The organism is Pseudomonas sp. MWU16-30322 (assembly GCF_020515535.1).
In the GTDB taxonomy this organism is placed as follows: domain Bacteria; phylum Pseudomonadota; class Gammaproteobacteria; order Pseudomonadales; family Pseudomonadaceae; genus Aquipseudomonas; species Aquipseudomonas fluorescens_H.
The window spans coordinates 238887-254431 of sequence record NZ_JAIWYL010000008.1 but is presented as its reverse complement, the minus strand read 5'-3'; the positions used below and the strand labels follow the sequence as shown (position 1 = coordinate 254431).

Here is a 15545-nt window from a genome sequence, read left to right as displayed (position 1 = left end):
GGGAGCGGGCTTGCTCGCGAAAGCGCTGGATCAGTCAACTCATGCAGAACTGACAGAATGCATTCGCGAGCAAGCCCGCTCCTACAGGGGTCATGTGCAAGTCCTTAGAAGTCTTTGCACAACCGCAGGGCGTCGTAGATCGCAGCGTGGGTATTACGCTGCGCCACGCAGTCGCCGATACGGAACAGCAAGTAGCCGTCACCGGTGCTGCTCAACGATGGCTGCGGCTTGATCGCGAACAAGGCATCGATGTCGATCTGCCCCTTGTTGCGCGAACCGTCCTTGAGTCCGTAATACAGCTCTTCATCCGGACGCACGCCGTTTTCCACCACCACCTGATCAACCACCCGCTCCTCTTTGGCGCCGGTGTATTCGTTCTCCAGCACCGCCACCAGCTTGTCGCCTTCGCGGTAGACCTTCTCCAGCATCATGTCACCGGTCATGATCACTTCTTTCGGGTACATGCTGCGGTAGTAGGTCGGGAACGATGTTCCGCCAATGGCCACACCCGGCTTGATATCGTCGGTGACGATCTCGACCTGGCTGCCCTTGTCGGCGAGGAAGTCGGCGACCGACATGCCGGTGAACTCGCAAATGGTGTCGTAGACCAGCACGTTCTTGCCCGGCGCCACCTTGCCGTCGAGCACGTCCCAACTGCTGACCACCAATCCTTCGGCGGCGCCCCAGTGTTCGTTCTGCTCAAGGAACGGATGCCCACCGACCGCCAGCACCACCACGTCCGGACGCAGATCGAGGATGGTTGCTGCATCGGCTGCTGTACCCAGACGCAGGTCGACTTTCAGCCGCGCCAGCTCCAGCTGGAACCAGCGGGTGATGCCGGCGATCTGGTCACGCTGCGGCGCTTTCGACGCGGTAGTGATCTGCCCGCCGATAAATTCTTTCTTCTCGAACAGGGTCACGTCGTGGCCCCGTTCGGCCGCCACGCGCGCGGCTTCCATCCCGGCCGGGCCGGCACCGACCACCACCACTTTGCGTTTCGGCCCGGTGGATTTCTCGATGATGTGCGGCACGCCCATGTATTCACGGGACGTCGCGGCGTTCTGGATGCACAGCACGTCCAGACCCTGGTACTGACGGTCGATGCAGTAGTTGGCGCCGACGCATTGTTTGATCTGGTCGACCTGGCCCATCTTGATCTTGGCGATCAGGTGCGGGTCGGCGATGTGCGCGCGGGTCATGCCGACCATGTCGACGTAACCACCTTCAAGGATGCGCGTGGCCTGGTTCGGGTCCTTGATGTTCTGCGCGTGCAGCACCGGTGCTTTCACCACTTCCTTGATCCCGGCCGCCAGGTGCAGGAACGGCTCCGGTGGATAACTCATGTTGGGGATCACGTTGGCCAGGGTGTTGTGGGTGTCGCACCCTGAACCCACGACACCAATAAAATCGATCATGCCGGTGTCGTCGTAATACTTGGCGATCTGTTTCATGTCCTCGTGGGACAGGCCGTCAGGGTGGAATTCGTCACCGCAGATACGGATGCCGACGCAAAAATCGTCGCCGACTGCCTTGCGCACAGCCTTGATCACTTCGAGGCCGAAACGCATGCGGTTCTCGAAGCTGCCGCCCCACTCGTCAGTCCGCTTGTTGACGCGCGGGCTCCAGAACTGGTCGATCATGTGCTGGTGCACGGCAGACAATTCGACGCCGTCCAGGCCACCGGCCTTGGCCCGTGCCGCAGCAGTGGCGTAGTTGCCGATCACCCGCCAGATTTCTTCCGGCTCGATGGTCTTGCAGGTCGCACGGTGCACCGGCTCGCGGATGCCCGACGGCGACAGCAGGGTCGGCCAGTGCTCGCCGTCCCAGCGCGAGCGACGGCCCATGTGGGTAATCTGGATCATGATCTTGGCGCCATGCTTGTGCATGGCGTCGGCCAGATTCTGGAAGTGCGGGATGATCCGGTCATCTGCCAGGTTCACCGATTTCCACCAGCCTTGCGGGCTGTCGATGGCCACGCTGGAAGAACCGCCACAGATCGCCAGGCCGATGCCGCCCTTGGCCTTCTCTTCGTAGTATTTGACGTAGCGGTCGGTGGTCATGCCGCCGTCAGTCGCGTAGACCTCGGCGTGCGCGGTGCTGAGCACGCGGTTGCGGATGGTCAGTTTGCCGATCTGGATCGGCTGGAACATTGCTTCGAAAGCCATGGCGGGTTCCTCGACTTACAACGGCTTGACGGTGAACAGGCCGTCGTCGTGGCCTTCTTCGGAGCCACCGTAGACTTGCTCGGCCACCGTACGAATCTTGCTGCCGCGTGCGGCGAGGATCTGATCCATGGCGCCGGCAAACCAGCCGGTGAACATGTAGTCGACCTTGCGCCCGACCTTGCCGTACACATAGACGAATGCCGAGTGTTCGAGCTTGACGCTGGCGGTGCCTTTGTCGAGGTCGATGTCCTGAATCTTGAACAGGCCCCAGCCGCGTTGCGACAGGCGTTTCATGTAGTGTTCGAACACCGCGACGCCTTCCAGGCCGTGGCATTCGGCTTCTTTTTCACACCAGTGCCAGGCGGACTTGTAGCCAGCCTTGTAGAGGATTTCGGCATAGGCTTCGGCGCCCAGCACTTCCTCGATACCCATGTGGTTGTTGACGAAGAAATGCCGTGGCACATAGAGCATCGGCAGGGCGTCGGAGGTCCAGACACCGGTCTCGCTGTCGACTTCGATTGGCAATTGCGGGGCGATCTTGGCCATGGAAACTTAACTCCAGAAAAATTCGTGGTCGGTGCAGAGCAAAGCTTTTGCTTTGCTCTTATAAAAAAGCCGTATGAATGACTTTGGAGCCGTAGCGAGCACGTCGAGAGCAAGGAAGGACCGGAGCGACAAGCGAGACAGTACGGGACGTACGGCGAGTTTGGCGCGAGGACCTGACGCAGCTATCGGCGAGCGGAGTAGGCTCCAGAGTTATTCATTCGCCCCAGACGTCCTTTAGGACATTGACCCAGTTTTCGCCCATGATCTTGCGCACCACGCGCTCGGAGTGGCCGCGCTTGAGCAGGGTTTCGGTCAGGTTCGGGAATTCGCCGACAGTGCGGATGCCCAGCGGGTTGATGATCTTGCCGAAGCTGGTCAGTCGACGGGCGTAGCCCTTGTCGTGGGTCAGGTATTCAAAGAACTCCTGGCCGTGACCCTGGGTGAAGTCGGTGCCGATGCCGATGGCGTCTTCGCCGACAATGTTCATGGTGTATTCGATGGCTTCGGCGTAGTCGTCGATGGTCGAATCGATGCCCTTGGCGAGGAACGGCGCGAACATGGTCACGCCGACAAAACCACCGTGGTCGGCGATGAACTTCAGTTCAGCATCGGACTTGTTGCGCGGGTGCTCTTTCAGACCCGACGGCAGGCAGTGGGAATAGCAGACCGGTTTTTTCGATTCGAGGATGACTTCTTCGGACGTCTTGGAGCCGACGTGGGACAGGTCGCACATCACGCCGACGCGGTTCATCTCGGCGACGATTTCGCGACCGAAGCCCGACAGGCCGCCATCACGCTCGTAGCACCCGGTGCCCACCAGGTTCTGGGTGTTGTAGCACATCTGCACGATGCCGACGCCGAGCTGCTTGAACACCTCGACATAGCCGATCTGGTCTTCGAACGCGTGGGCATTCTGGAAGCCGAAGAGGATGCCGGTCTTGCCCTGTTCCTTGGCGCGACGGATGTCGGCGGTGGTGCGCACCGGCATCACCAGGTCGCTGTTTTCGCGGATCAGCTTCTGGCTGGCGGCGATATTGTTCACAGTCGCCTGAAAGCCTTCCCACACCGACACAGTGCAGTTGGCCGCCGTCAGACCGCCCTTGCGCATGTCTTCGAACAGCTCGCGGTTCCATTTGGCAATGATCAGACCGTCGATAACGATGCTGTCGGCGTGTAATTCGGCTGGGCTCATCAGGCGTCCCCTTATTGGCGATTCATGCGCCGAATCGTCTGCCGGCGCTTTGGGGCCAGCATATGCCTCGGTGCCGGGGCGACCGGGTGCAAAAACGACAGGGGAATTGCCGAAAGCGTCAATCCGCGACAAAGCGTCATCAGGCGACCCGACCAGCCACCTGTTCAAGCCCGCAAGCTTGAGCCAGAATCTGGCGCATCTTGGATACACCACTGGATTAGAGCGGCGACATCAATGAAATCGATCTTCCTGGCCTTGGCACTGATTGCGACCGGCGTACACGCCGCCGAAGACACCGACAACAACCCGTGCGACGCGGTGGAAAACGACGTCCAGACCCTGGAATGCTCGACCTACAGCCGCACCACCGCCGAAGACCTGCTCAAGGACAACTACGCCAGCCTCAACGAACGCATGCAGGCCACCTACGGCAAAAACGCCGCGCAACTGGCCGACATCACCGCCAAACTCAAAACCGCCCAGCAACAATGGCTGAAAACCCGCGATGCCGATTGCGCCGTGGAAGCATTCCCCGCCACCGAAGGCAGCAAGGCGTTCAAGATTGCGCAGAATGACTGTGTGGCGCGGATGAGTGACGAACGGTCGGAGTTTTTGGAGTCGATTGGGCAGGAGTGAGGATCTGCGCTGTAAGCTGCACCTCATATAGCCAATCAAGGGACACTCATGAACATCTGCGGCATCGAAATCAAAGGCAGCGAAGCGATCATCGCCGTGGCCTCCCTTGACGGGGCAACGCTGAGCCATGTGGCGCTCAACACCAAGAAAATCGCCCTCGACGATGATGACGAGGCGGCCAACGTCAAACGCTTCGCGGCGCAGGTGGCGTCGTTTGTACGCGAGCATTCGATTGACCGGATTGCGATCAAGAAGCGCAGCAAGAAGGGTGAGTTTGCCGGTGGCCCGACCACGTTCAAGATCGAGGGTGTGTTTCAGCTGCTGGACGGGTGTGAGGTGACGTTGTTGTCGCCGCAGACGATCAATGCGCAGGCCAAGAAGCACAACTTTGAGCTGCCGGGGACGCTGAACAAGTATCAGCATGAGGCTTACAAGGCGGCGTGTTCGGCGTTGGTGAAGAAGTAAGCGTCCTGTCAGGCAACATAAAACCTATGTGGGAGCGGGCTTGCTCGCGAATGCAATCTGTCAGTCGACAATGGTGTTGAATGACACTCCGCATTCGCGAGCAAGCCCGCTCCCACATTAGTTTTGAGTGCATCCGTTCAGACTTGTGCAGTACGCCGGTCTTCGCGAGGGCAGCGTGCGAACTTCGCCCGGTAGCTGCGGGTGAAATACGACGGCGATTCAAACCCGCAGGCGATGCTGACTTCCAGCACGCTCATATCGGTCTGGCGCAATAACTGCCGGGCCTTTTCCAATCGCAACCGCAGATAGAAATTGCTCGGCGTGTCGTTCAGGTGCAGCCGAAACAAGCGCTCCAGCTGTCGCCGCGTCACCTTGATCGATTCCGCCAGTTGCAGTGTGGTCAGCGGTGGTTCGCTGTGCTGTTCCATCTCGCCAATCACTTGCACCAGTTTCTTGTTGCTGATGCCGTAGCGCGTGGCGACTTCCATGCGCTGGTGGTCTTTGCGCGGACGAATCCGCCCCAATACAAACTGCTCGCTGACCTGAATCGCCAGTTGCGGGCCATGGGCCTGGGCGATCAGGTCGAGCATCAAATCGATGGAGGCGGTGCCGCCCGCCGAGGTGATGCGTCGGCGATCGATCTCGAACAGCTCCTGGGTCACGCTGAGCTGTGGATAAGACTCTTTGAACGCATCGATGGCTTCCCAGTGCAGGGTCAGGCGATGACCGTCGAGCAGGCCGGCCTCCGCGAGCACGAAACTGCCGGTGTCGATGGCGCCGAGGGTCACGCCTTCGTTGTCCAGCCGGCGCAGCCAGTGTTCCAGCGTTGGCGTGGCGAACTTCAGCGGTTCGAATCCGGCGACCACCAGCAGCGTCGCGCCCTTTTTCAGCGGCTCCAGCGCCGCGTCGGCATTGACCGACATGCCGTTGCTCGCCAGCACGGCCCCACCATCGGCGCTGAGCACATGCCAGCGGTACAACTCGCCGCGAAAGCGGTTGGCCACCCGCAGCGGTTCGATCGCAGAGATGAAGCCGATGGCGGAGAACCCCGGCATCAGCAGAAAGTAGAAATCCTGGGACATGGGCGCACTCGGTTAGCGGGGAGCGTGAATCGTTGATACGCCGTTTGGCGTCGGCGTTCAAGCGCACAGGTCGCTACAGTGCAAGAGCCAGTCGCCGCAGTGCGCTTTCAAGGGCGTCCAGCTGCGTAACTTGGCATCACCGGCGCGCAGACGCCGGAACTCACAATAATGACCTGCCGAGGAACCCGACATGAAACGACTGATCAGCAGCTGCGTTCTTGCACTCAGCGGTACCGCTTTCTTGAGCGCCAGTGTCATGGCGGCCGAACCTGCGTCGTGCCAGAACGTACGCATGGGCGTAGTCAACTGGACCGACGTGATCGCCACCAGTGCCATGACCCAGGTGCTGCTCGATGGCCTCGGCTACAACACCAAACAAACCAGCGCCTCCCAGCAAATCATCTTCGCCGGGATTCGCGATCAGCGGCTGGACCTGTTCCTCGGTTACTGGAACCCGCTGATGACCCAGACCATCACCCCGTTCGTCGACGCCAACCAGGTCAAAGTCCTCGAAGCCCCGAGCCTGAAGGACGCCCGCGCGACCCTCGCCGTGCCGACTTATCTGGCCGACAAGGGCCTGAAAACCTTCGCCGACATCGCCAGATTCGAGAAGGAACTGGGCGGCAAGATCTACGGCATCGAACCGGGCTCGGGCGCCAACACGCAGATCAAGGCGATGATCGCCAAAAACCAGTTCGGCCTCGGCAAGTTCCAGCTGGTCGAGTCCAGCGAAGCCGGGATGCTCGCCGCCGTCGACCGCGCCGTACGCCGCAAGGAAGCCGTGGTGTTCTTCGGCTGGGCGCCGCACCCGATGAACGTCAACGTGAAAATGACTTACCTCACCGGCAGCGACGACGCCCTCGGCCCGAACGAAGGCATGGCCACGGTGTGGACCGTCACCGCGCCGAAATACACCGAACAATGCCCGAACGTCGGTCGCCTGCTGAGCAACCTGACGTTCACCGCCGAAGAAGAGAGCCGGATGATGCAGCCGCTGCTCGATCACAAGGACGCCTTCGAATCGGCCAGGCAATGGCTCAAGGACCACCCCGAAGACAAGCAGCGCTGGCTCGACGGTGTGACCACCTTCGACGGCAAACCGGCGGCTGACAACCTGCAACTGACCAGCCAATAACGCACCCCGAATCAATCCTTCGCAGCCTGAAAAAGGGCTGCGAACAGACCCATCACGCCTGAAGGAAACCGCACCATGAACCACGACGTCATCATCACCTGCGCACTCACCGGTGCTGGCGACACGACCGCCAAGAGCCCGCATGTGCCGGTCACCCCGAAACAGATCGCTGCCGCCGCCGTGGAAGCCGCCAAGGCCGGTGCCACGGTTGTGCACTGCCATGTGCGCGACCCGCAGACCGGCAAGTTCAGCCGCGACGTGGCGCTGTACCGCGAAGTGATGGAGCGCATCCGTGAGGCTGACGTCGACATCATCGTCAACCTCACCGCCGGCATGGGCGGCGACCTGGAAATCGGTGCCGGCGAGCACCCGATGGAGTTCGGCCCGAACACCGATCTGGTCGGCCCGCTGACCCGTCTGGCCCACGTCGAAGAGCTGCTGCCGGAAATCTGCACCCTCGATTGCGGCACGCTGAACTTCGGCGATGGCGACACCATTTACGTCTCGACCCCGGCGCAACTGCGCGCCGGCGCCAGGCGCATCACCGAGCTGGGGGTGAAGGCCGAGCTGGAGATTTTCGACACCGGTCACCTGTGGTTCGCCAAGCAGCTGATCAAGGAAGGTTTGCTCGACAACCCGTTATTCCAGCTGTGCCTGGGCATCCCGTGGGGCGCGCCGGCTGACACCACCACCATGAAAGCCATGGTCGACAACCTGCCCGCCGACGCGGTCTGGGCCGGGTTCGGCATCGGCCGGATGCAGATGCCGATGGCCGCGCAAGCGGTACTGCTCGGCGGTAACGTGCGGGTCGGGCTGGAGGACAACCTGTGGCTGGACAAGGGTGTGCTGGCAACCAATGGCCAACTGGTCGAACGCGCCAGCGAGATCCTCAGCCGCCTCGGCGCCCGGGTGCTGACCCCGGCTGAGGGCCGCAAGAAGATGGGCCTGACCCAGCGCGGCTAAATCATCACTCATTCCCCCCCTGTGGGAGCGGGCTTGCTCGCGAAGAATTCCACTCGGTATTGCTGATTCAGCACTCAACCGCACTGACCGCCAACCCACCGCGCGATGTCTCTTTATATTTGTCATGCATATCCGCGCCGGTATCACGCATGGTGCGGATCACCCGGTCCAGCGAGATGAAGTGCTGACCATCGCCACGCAAGGCCATCTGCGCCGCGTTGATCGCCTTCACCGCGGCAATCGCGTTGCGCTCGATGCACGGCACCTGCACCAGCCCACCCACCGGATCGCAGGTCAGGCCGAGGTTGTGTTCCAGGCCGATTTCCGCCGCGTTGCACAGTTGCTCCGGCGTCGCGCCCAAAATCTCCGCCAGCCCCGCCGCCGCCATCGCGCAGGCCGAACCGACCTCGCCCTGGCAACCGACTTCGGCACCGGAGATCGAGGCGTTCTTTTTGCACAGAATGCCCACCGCCGCCGCGCCCAAGAAGTAGTCGACCACGTTGGCGTCGGTGACCGCTTCGCTGAATTTCATAAAGTAGTGCAACACCGCCGGGATGATCCCCGCTGCGCCATTGGTCGGTGCGGTGACCATGCGCCCGCCGGCAGCATTTTCTTCGTTGACCGCGAGGGCAAACAGGTTGACCCACTCCATGGCACTGAGGGTCGAGCCGATCACGTTGGGTTTGTTCAATTCCTGCAGGCTGCGATGCAGCTTGGCCGCGCGCCGTCGCACATTCAAACCGCCAGGAAGAATGCCTTCGTGCTTGAGGCCCTGCTCGACGCAATCCTGCATCGCCCGCCACAACTTCATCAGCCCGGCACGGATTTCCTCTTCGCTGCGCCAGACCTTTTCGTTGGCCATCATCAGTTCGGCGACGCGCAGGTTGTTCTGCTTGCACAGCTCCAGCAGCTCCACCGCGCTGGAAAAGTCATAAGGCAATTCGGTGCGATCCAGATCGACCACGCCGCTGGATGCCTGCGCTTGATCCACGACAAAACCGCCACCGACCGAATAGTAGGTGTCGCGATGAATCTCGCCGTGATCGCCTTCGGCAATCAGGGTCATCGCATTGGGGTGGAACGGCAGGTTCTCGTCGATCAGACGCATGTCGCGAGCCCAGACAAACGGCACCGACAAGCGCCCATCCAACAGAAGTGTGTGGGTTTCACGCAGCGCCTGAATCCGTGGGCCGATCTGCGACGGGTCGATTGCGTCCGGCCACTCGCCCATCAGGCCCATGATCACTGCGTTGTCGCTGCCGTGCCCGATACCGGTGGCCGACAGCGAACCGAACAGTTGCACCTCTATACGCCGTACCTGCTCCAGCAGGAATTTGTCGCGCAACGACTCGACAAACAGGGCGGCGGCGCGCATCGGCCCGACGGTGTGAGAACTGGACGGGCCAATGCCGATCTTGAACAGGTCGAAAACGCTGATAGCCATTGCTGCAGAGCTCCTGAGGATGCCGTTCCCGGGCATTAAGCGCCCGCTGGCGGAGCTGCTACGCTCAAGCTGCGATCCGCCGGAATGCCCGCATCATCAGGCTTTTGCCGAGTCGCTCGGCGTCTGACACCGACGCACTCATGCCCACCAACGCCGTGCCGGTTTTCTCCCGTGTTTTCGCCGTTTTTATGCGGTTCAGATGGCCAGACGGGGCAGAAAAAAGCTGTAAACGACGTCACTGACACTGGATGCGACCATCCCTGTACTGGATACGACCCACCCTGTAGGCGTCAGATTTTCACTGGTACATGATCGTTATGACTCGATTGCAAGGCGCCGTGGTAGAGCTGTCTCCAGAACGCCATCCAACCGCAACCTATAAGTGCGGTGGTCCAGTCGGAACACTGCCAAAAAAAACACCAAGGAGTCCATCCATGAAAGGTTCCCCGTCGTTGTTGTTGGCCGCCATGCTGAGTCTGCCGTTACTGGCTCAAGCTGCAGAACCCGCTCAGTGCAGTACCGTGAACTTCTCCGATGTCGGCTGGACCGACATCACCGCCACCACCGCCACCACCTCGGTGGTGCTCGATGCGCTCGGCTACAAGACCAAGACCACCATGATTTCCGTGCCCGTGACCTACAAGTCGCTGGCCGACGGCAAGAACATGGACGTGTTCCTCGGTAACTGGATGCCGACCATGGAAAACGACATCAAGGCCTACCGTGACGCCGGCACCGTGGAAACCGTGCGCACCAACCTCAAGGGCGCCAAGTACACCCTCGCCGTACCGCAGGCGCTGTATGACAAAGGGCTGCATGACTTTGCCGACATCGCCAAATTCAAGAAAGAGCTCGATGGCAAGATCTACGGCATCGAGCCTGGCAACGACGGCAACCGCCTGATCCAGAGCATGATCGACAAAGACGCCTTCGGTTTGAAAACCGCCGGCTTCAAGGTCGTCGAGTCGTCCGAAGCGGGCATGCTCTCGCAGGTCGACCGCGCGCAGAAACGCGACACCGCCGTGGTCTTCCTCGGCTGGGCGCCGCACCCGATGAACAAGCGCTTCAAGATTCAATACCTGACCGGCGGCGATGACTTCTTCGGCCCCGATTTCGGTGCTGCCACCGTGGCGACCAACACTCGCAAGGGCTACAGCACCGAATGCAGCAACGTCGGTCAGTTGCTGAAAAACCTGGAGTTCACCGTCGACATGGAAAGCGAACTGATGGGCAACATCCTCGACGACAAGATGAAGCCTGACGCGGCCGCCAAGGCCTGGCTGAAAAAGAATCCACAGGTGCTCGATACCTGGCTCGCTGGCGTGACCACCATTGACGGTAAACCAGGCCTGGAGGCCGTGAAAGCCAAGCTCGCACAGTAATTGCCTTACGCCGGGCGAGTTCGCTCGCCCGGGCTGTTTATTCCTTGCATGCGGACGTTCACTACCATGCTGATTGATCAGAAAATCCCTTTAGGCCAGTACATCGCGGGCTTCGTTGAATGGTTGACGCAACACGGCGCCAGCACCTTCGACGCAATCGCCGTGACACTGGAAACGATGATCCACGGCGTGACGTTTGCGCTGACCTGGTTCAATCCTTTTGTGTTGATCGGCCTCATTGCCCTGCTCGCACATTTCATCCAGCGCAAATGGGGGCTGACTGTTTTTGTGATTGCCTCGTTCCTGCTGATCCTCAACCTGGGGTACTGGCAGGAAACCATGGAAACCCTCGCCCAGGTCATGTTCGCGACCCTGGTCTGCGTGGTCATCGGCGTGCCGTTGGGCATCGTCGCCGCGCACAAGCCGATGTTCTACACACTAATGCGTCCGGTACTCGATCTGATGCAGACCGTACCGACCTTCGTTTACCTCATTCCTACCCTGACCCTCTTCGGGCTGGGTGTGGTGCCGGGCCTGATCTCCACGGTGGTGTTCGCCATCGCTGCGCCGATCCGCCTGACCTACCTGGGCATCCGCGATGTCCCGCAAGAACTGATGGACGCCGGCAAGGCCTTCGGCTGCTCGCGTCGCCAATTGCTCTCACGGATCGAACTGCCTCACGCCATGCCGAGCATCGCTGCCGGCATCACCCAGTGCATCATGCTGTCGCTGTCGATGGTGGTGATCGCGGCACTGGTGGGCGCCGACGGACTCGGCAAACCGGTGGTCAACGCACTGAACACTGCTGATATCGCCCTGGGCTTCGAAGCAGGCCTGGCGATCGTACTGCTGGCGATCATGCTCGACCGTATCTGCAAACAACCCGACGCCAAAGCAGGGGGTGACGCATGAGCATAATTCGCTTCGAAGACGTCGACGTAATCTTCTCCAAGGATCCACGCGAGGCGCTCAAGCTGCTGGATCAGGGCATGACGCGTAACGAGATCCTGAAAAAGACCGGACAGATCGTCGGTGTGGAAAAAGCCACGCTGGATATCAACAAGGGCGAGATCTGCGTGCTGATGGGCCTGTCCGGCTCCGGCAAGTCGAGTCTGCTGCGCTGCATCAACGGCCTCAACACCGTGAGTCGCGGCAAGCTGTTCGTCGAGCACGAAGGCAAGCAGATCGACATCGCCTCCTGCACCCCGGCCGAACTGAAGATGATGCGCACCAAACGCATCGCCATGGTGTTCCAGAAGTTCGCCCTGATGCCGTGGCTGACCGTGCGCGAGAACATCAGTTTCGGTCTGGAAATGCAGGGCCGACCGGAAAAGGAACGGCGCAAGCTGGTCGACGACAAGCTTGAGTTGGTGGGCCTGACCCAGTGGCGCAACAAGAAACCCGATGAACTCTCCGGCGGCATGCAGCAGCGTGTGGGCCTGGCCCGGGCACTGGCGATGGACGCCGACATTCTGCTGATGGACGAACCGTTCTCGGCACTCGACCCGCTGATCCGTCAGGGCCTGCAGGATGAACTGCTGGAACTGCAACGCAAGCTGAGCAAGACCATCGTGTTTGTCAGTCACGACCTCGACGAGGCACTCAAACTGGGTAGCCGCATCGCGATCATGAAGGACGGCCGGATCATCCAGTACAGCGTGCCGGAAGAAATCGTGCTCAATCCGGCGGACGACTATGTGCGCACCTTCGTTGCCCACACCAACCCGCTCAACGTCCTGTGTGGCCGCAGCCTGATGCGCACGCTGGACAACTGCAAACGCATCAACGGTTCGGTGTGCCTCGACCCGGGCGGCGACTCGTGGCTGGATCTGGCCGAAGGCAACACCATCAAAGGCGCGCGGCAGAACGGTTCGGTGCTGAACCTGCAGAACTGGGCACCGGGGCAAGCGGTGGAAGCGCTGGAGCGCAAGCCGACACTGGTGGATTCGAATATCGGCATGCGCGATGCGTTGCAGATCCGCTACCAGACCGGCAACAAACTGGTGCTGCACGACAACAACCATGTGGTGGGGATTCTTGGCGACAGCGAGCTGTATCACGCGCTGCTGGGCAAGAACCTGGGGTAAGAACCCCGCAGACACAAAAACGCCGCGAGAGGATCGCGGCGTTTTTGTTTATACAGAAATTTGACCTGAAACACGGACAACTGTGGCGAGGGAGCTTGCTCCCGCTTGAGTGCGCAGCACTCACAAATTCTTGGGGTCGCTTCGCAACCCAGCGGGAGCAAGCTCCCTCGCCACAACAGCTTTGCCGCATTCACTCAAGGTTTAGCTATACACCCGGCCAAGGAGCTGCCGATGGCTTTCAAACTGATCGAGCACATCGCGTGTGATCTGATCCTGCGTGAAGCCCATCAGGTCGTAATCCTGGCTGCCGTTGTGCAGGTACACCTCGGCGCGATAGTAACGCTGGCGCGCTTCATCGGACTGGGCCGATTCGGTCGGGGTCGCCAGATAACCATCCAGGCTCACTTCGTAGACGAAAGGGTTGCCCTCTTCCATCTCGACGCGCACGCCCATGCAGCGCTTGGATTTGCCCAGCAGCGTCTGCACTTCCAGACCCTGCGCACGCATTTGTGCGGCAGCGTCTTCCAGCGCCGGGCTGACCTGCTTGTCCATGAAACGCTGCACCACCGATTGGCTCGGTTGCAGGTCCAGCTGCGTCAGACGCTCGCTGAAGCCACGACGACCGCGCTCGGCCAGTTGCGCCTGCTCCTGTTCGATCTGCACGTCCTGACGCATCGCCTTGTGCAGGCCGAACATGAAGAACACCAGCACCACCGAGAACGGCAGACCGGCCAGCACCACCATGGTTTGCATGGCTTCGAAGTTACCGGCGAACAGCAGACCGATGGTCACCAGCGTGATCACCACCGACCAGAAGATCCGCAGCCAGTGCGGCGCATCTTCGTCAACGTTACCGCCCTTGCAGGACAGGTTGGCCATCATCACCGCGCCGGAGTCGGCCGGGGTCAGGAACAGCACGAAACCGACGAAGATCGACACACCGATAACGACTTTCGACGCCGGGTAGTGTTCCAGCAACTGGTAGATCGCCATCGACGGCTGTTCCAGCGCCGTCTTGCCGAGTTCCACCGCCCCCTGGTTCATCACCAGATCCAGCGCCGAGTTACCGAAGATCGACAACCAGGCCAAGGTGAAGCCCAGCGGGATCAGCAGCACACCGGCCACCAGTTCACGCACGGTACGACCGCGGGAAATACGCGCGATGAACATGCCGACGAATGGCGCCCAGGAAATCCACCACGCCCAGTAGAACAGGGTCCACAGGCCCAGCCAGCGGTCCGACTTGGCGCTGTCGCCTTCATAGACGTACAGGTCGAAGGTTTTCAGCACCACGCCGTTGAGGTAGTCGCCGATGTTCTGCACAAAGCCGTTAAGCAAGTGCAGGGTCGGGCCGAACAGCAGGACGAAAATCAGCAGACCGCTGAACAGCACGATGTTCAGGTTGGACAGACGACGGATGCCGTTTTCCACACCGGACACGGCAGCGATGGTCGCCACGGTGCTCATCACGATGATCACGATCAGCAGGTTGGTGTTGCTGTGTTCCATGCCGAACAGGTTTTCCAGGCCGGAGGACACTTGCAGCGAACCGATCCCCAAGTTGGTCACCAGACCCAGCAGGGTCACGAACATACCGAAGCCGTCCACCGCATGACCGGCCGCGCCCTTGACCCAACGCTCGCCGACCAGTGGATACAGCGCAGAGCGCAGGGCCAATGGCTGGTTATGACGGTAGGCAAAGTACGCCACGGCCAGACCGACCAGTGCGTAGATCGCCCAGCCGTGCAGGCCCCAGTGCAGGAAGGTCAGCTGTACAGCTTGACGCGCGGCCATGTTGGTGGCCGATGCGCCTTCCGGCGGATTGAAGTAGTGGTCCAGCGGCTCGGAGGCGCCGAAGTACAGCAGCGAAATACCGATACCCGACGAGAACAGCATCCCCGCCCAGGCGCCGTAACTGAAATCCGGGGTGTCGTCCTTGCTGCCCAGTTTGAGTTTGCCGTAGGAGGAAAACGCCAGGCCCACCACAAACACCAGGTAGGCGGCGATCACCACCATGTAGTACCAGCCGAAGCTGCGCGACAACCAGGCCTGAGCGATACCCAACAATCTGCCGGCCTCTTGCGGGGCGATGATCAGAATGGCGGTCAACAACAGAATCAACGCGGTAGAGGTGTAAAACACCCAACCGTTGACCGTCACCTTCTCGGGCGGGGTCTTTATAAGAGAGGCAGAACTCATGGCACAAATGCTCCAGGCAGTGCGAGAGAAGAACACAAGGCAACACGGAACCCGACCAATCGGTTAGTTGGCAGCCGACCGGCGGGTGATATAAAGACACCCCGAAAAAAGCCCGAACCTGCCGAAATGGCGTTGCGAATCGCTTTCGTGGCCAAAGCAGTGCGGACGTTCATCCGAAACCTGGCCCCGAGCGTCTTGCCCTTTCAACACGTCCATCGAATAGCGAACCGCGCCATGCCCCACGCAGGT

The 15545-nt window shown here is 60.6% G+C and carries 13 protein-coding genes; 7 read left to right on the top strand and 6 right to left on the bottom strand.

Annotated features, from left to right (window positions below):
• Positions 1-104: 104 nt before the first annotated feature.
• From dgcA to LCH64_RS18430, 3 genes are all read right to left on the bottom strand, one after another.
• The gene (gene dgcA, locus LCH64_RS18440) at positions 105-2165 is read right to left on the bottom strand and encodes a dimethylglycine demethylation protein DgcA (RefSeq protein ID WP_226500935.1); all 2061 of its coding nucleotides are present in this window, start codon (positions 2163-2165) and stop codon (positions 105-107) included.
• Between the two features lie 15 nt (positions 2166-2180).
• Complete coding sequence (locus LCH64_RS18435) at positions 2181-2711, bottom strand: DUF5943 domain-containing protein (RefSeq protein WP_003228980.1); 531 nt, start codon at positions 2709-2711, stop codon at positions 2181-2183.
• Between the two features lie 214 nt (positions 2712-2925).
• On the bottom strand, positions 2926-3903 hold the full coding sequence (locus LCH64_RS18430; protein WP_126367160.1) for a dipeptidase: 978 nt from the start codon (positions 3901-3903) through the stop codon (positions 2926-2928).
• Positions 3904-4137: 234 nt separating this feature from the next.
• Here LCH64_RS18430 and LCH64_RS18425 point away from each other — a divergent pair, with 234 nt between their 5' ends.
• Together LCH64_RS18425 and LCH64_RS18420 are read left to right on the top strand one after the other, a co-directional pair.
• Positions 4138-4539: a lysozyme inhibitor LprI family protein gene (locus LCH64_RS18425; RefSeq protein WP_003228981.1), complete on the top strand. Its 402-nt coding sequence runs from the start codon at positions 4138-4140 to the stop codon at positions 4537-4539.
• 48 nt (positions 4540-4587) lie between these two features.
• Positions 4588-5004 (top strand): DUF3010 family protein, encoded by a 417-nt coding sequence (locus LCH64_RS18420; RefSeq protein ID WP_064589572.1) that lies wholly within the window; start codon positions 4588-4590, stop codon positions 5002-5004.
• A 137-nt stretch (positions 5005-5141) separates the two neighbouring features.
• Here the strand turns inward: LCH64_RS18420 and LCH64_RS18415 are convergent, their stop codons facing one another.
• Positions 5142-6086: a GlxA family transcriptional regulator gene (locus LCH64_RS18415; RefSeq protein WP_226500934.1), complete on the bottom strand. Its 945-nt coding sequence runs from the start codon at positions 6084-6086 to the stop codon at positions 5142-5144.
• A gap of 190 nt (positions 6087-6276) precedes the next feature.
• Between LCH64_RS18415 and LCH64_RS18410 the strand changes: the two genes are divergently transcribed.
• Together LCH64_RS18410 and LCH64_RS18405 are read left to right on the top strand one after the other, a co-directional pair.
• Positions 6277-7221: a choline ABC transporter substrate-binding protein gene (locus LCH64_RS18410; protein WP_226500933.1), complete on the top strand. Its 945-nt coding sequence runs from the start codon at positions 6277-6279 to the stop codon at positions 7219-7221.
• Between the two features lie 75 nt (positions 7222-7296).
• The gene (locus tag LCH64_RS18405; protein WP_103484867.1) at positions 7297-8184 is read left to right on the top strand and encodes a 3-keto-5-aminohexanoate cleavage protein; all 888 of its coding nucleotides are present in this window, start codon (positions 7297-7299) and stop codon (positions 8182-8184) included.
• A 67-nt stretch (positions 8185-8251) separates the two neighbouring features.
• Here LCH64_RS18405 and LCH64_RS18400 read toward each other — a convergent pair whose 3' ends face one another.
• The gene (locus LCH64_RS18400) at positions 8252-9628 is read right to left on the bottom strand and encodes an L-serine ammonia-lyase (RefSeq protein ID WP_003228991.1); all 1377 of its coding nucleotides are present in this window, start codon (positions 9626-9628) and stop codon (positions 8252-8254) included.
• Positions 9629-10062: 434 nt separating this feature from the next.
• Here LCH64_RS18400 and LCH64_RS18395 point away from each other — a divergent pair, with 434 nt between their 5' ends.
• The 3 genes from LCH64_RS18395 (at position 10063) to choV (ending at position 13097) form a co-directional block, all read left to right on the top strand.
• Positions 10063-11010 carry a choline ABC transporter substrate-binding protein gene (locus LCH64_RS18395; protein WP_003228992.1) on the top strand — a complete coding sequence of 316 codons (948 nt, stop codon included), beginning with the start codon at positions 10063-10065 and terminating at the stop codon, positions 11008-11010.
• Positions 11011-11076: 66 nt separating this feature from the next.
• Positions 11077-11922, top strand: a complete 846-nt coding sequence (gene choW, locus LCH64_RS18390; RefSeq protein WP_003228993.1) for a choline ABC transporter permease subunit — start codon at positions 11077-11079, stop codon at positions 11920-11922.
• Positions 11919-13097: a choline ABC transporter ATP-binding protein gene (choV, locus tag LCH64_RS18385; RefSeq protein ID WP_003228994.1), complete on the top strand. Its 1179-nt coding sequence runs from the start codon at positions 11919-11921 to the stop codon at positions 13095-13097. Before choW ends, choV begins: the two co-directional genes overlap by 4 nt.
• Positions 13098-13298: 201 nt before the next feature.
• On the opposite strand, the gene betT is transcribed toward choV, so the two are convergent.
• Positions 13299-15296: a choline BCCT transporter BetT gene (gene betT / locus LCH64_RS18380; protein WP_003228995.1), complete on the bottom strand. Its 1998-nt coding sequence runs from the start codon at positions 15294-15296 to the stop codon at positions 13299-13301.
• Between the last annotated feature and the right edge of the window lie 249 nt (positions 15297-15545).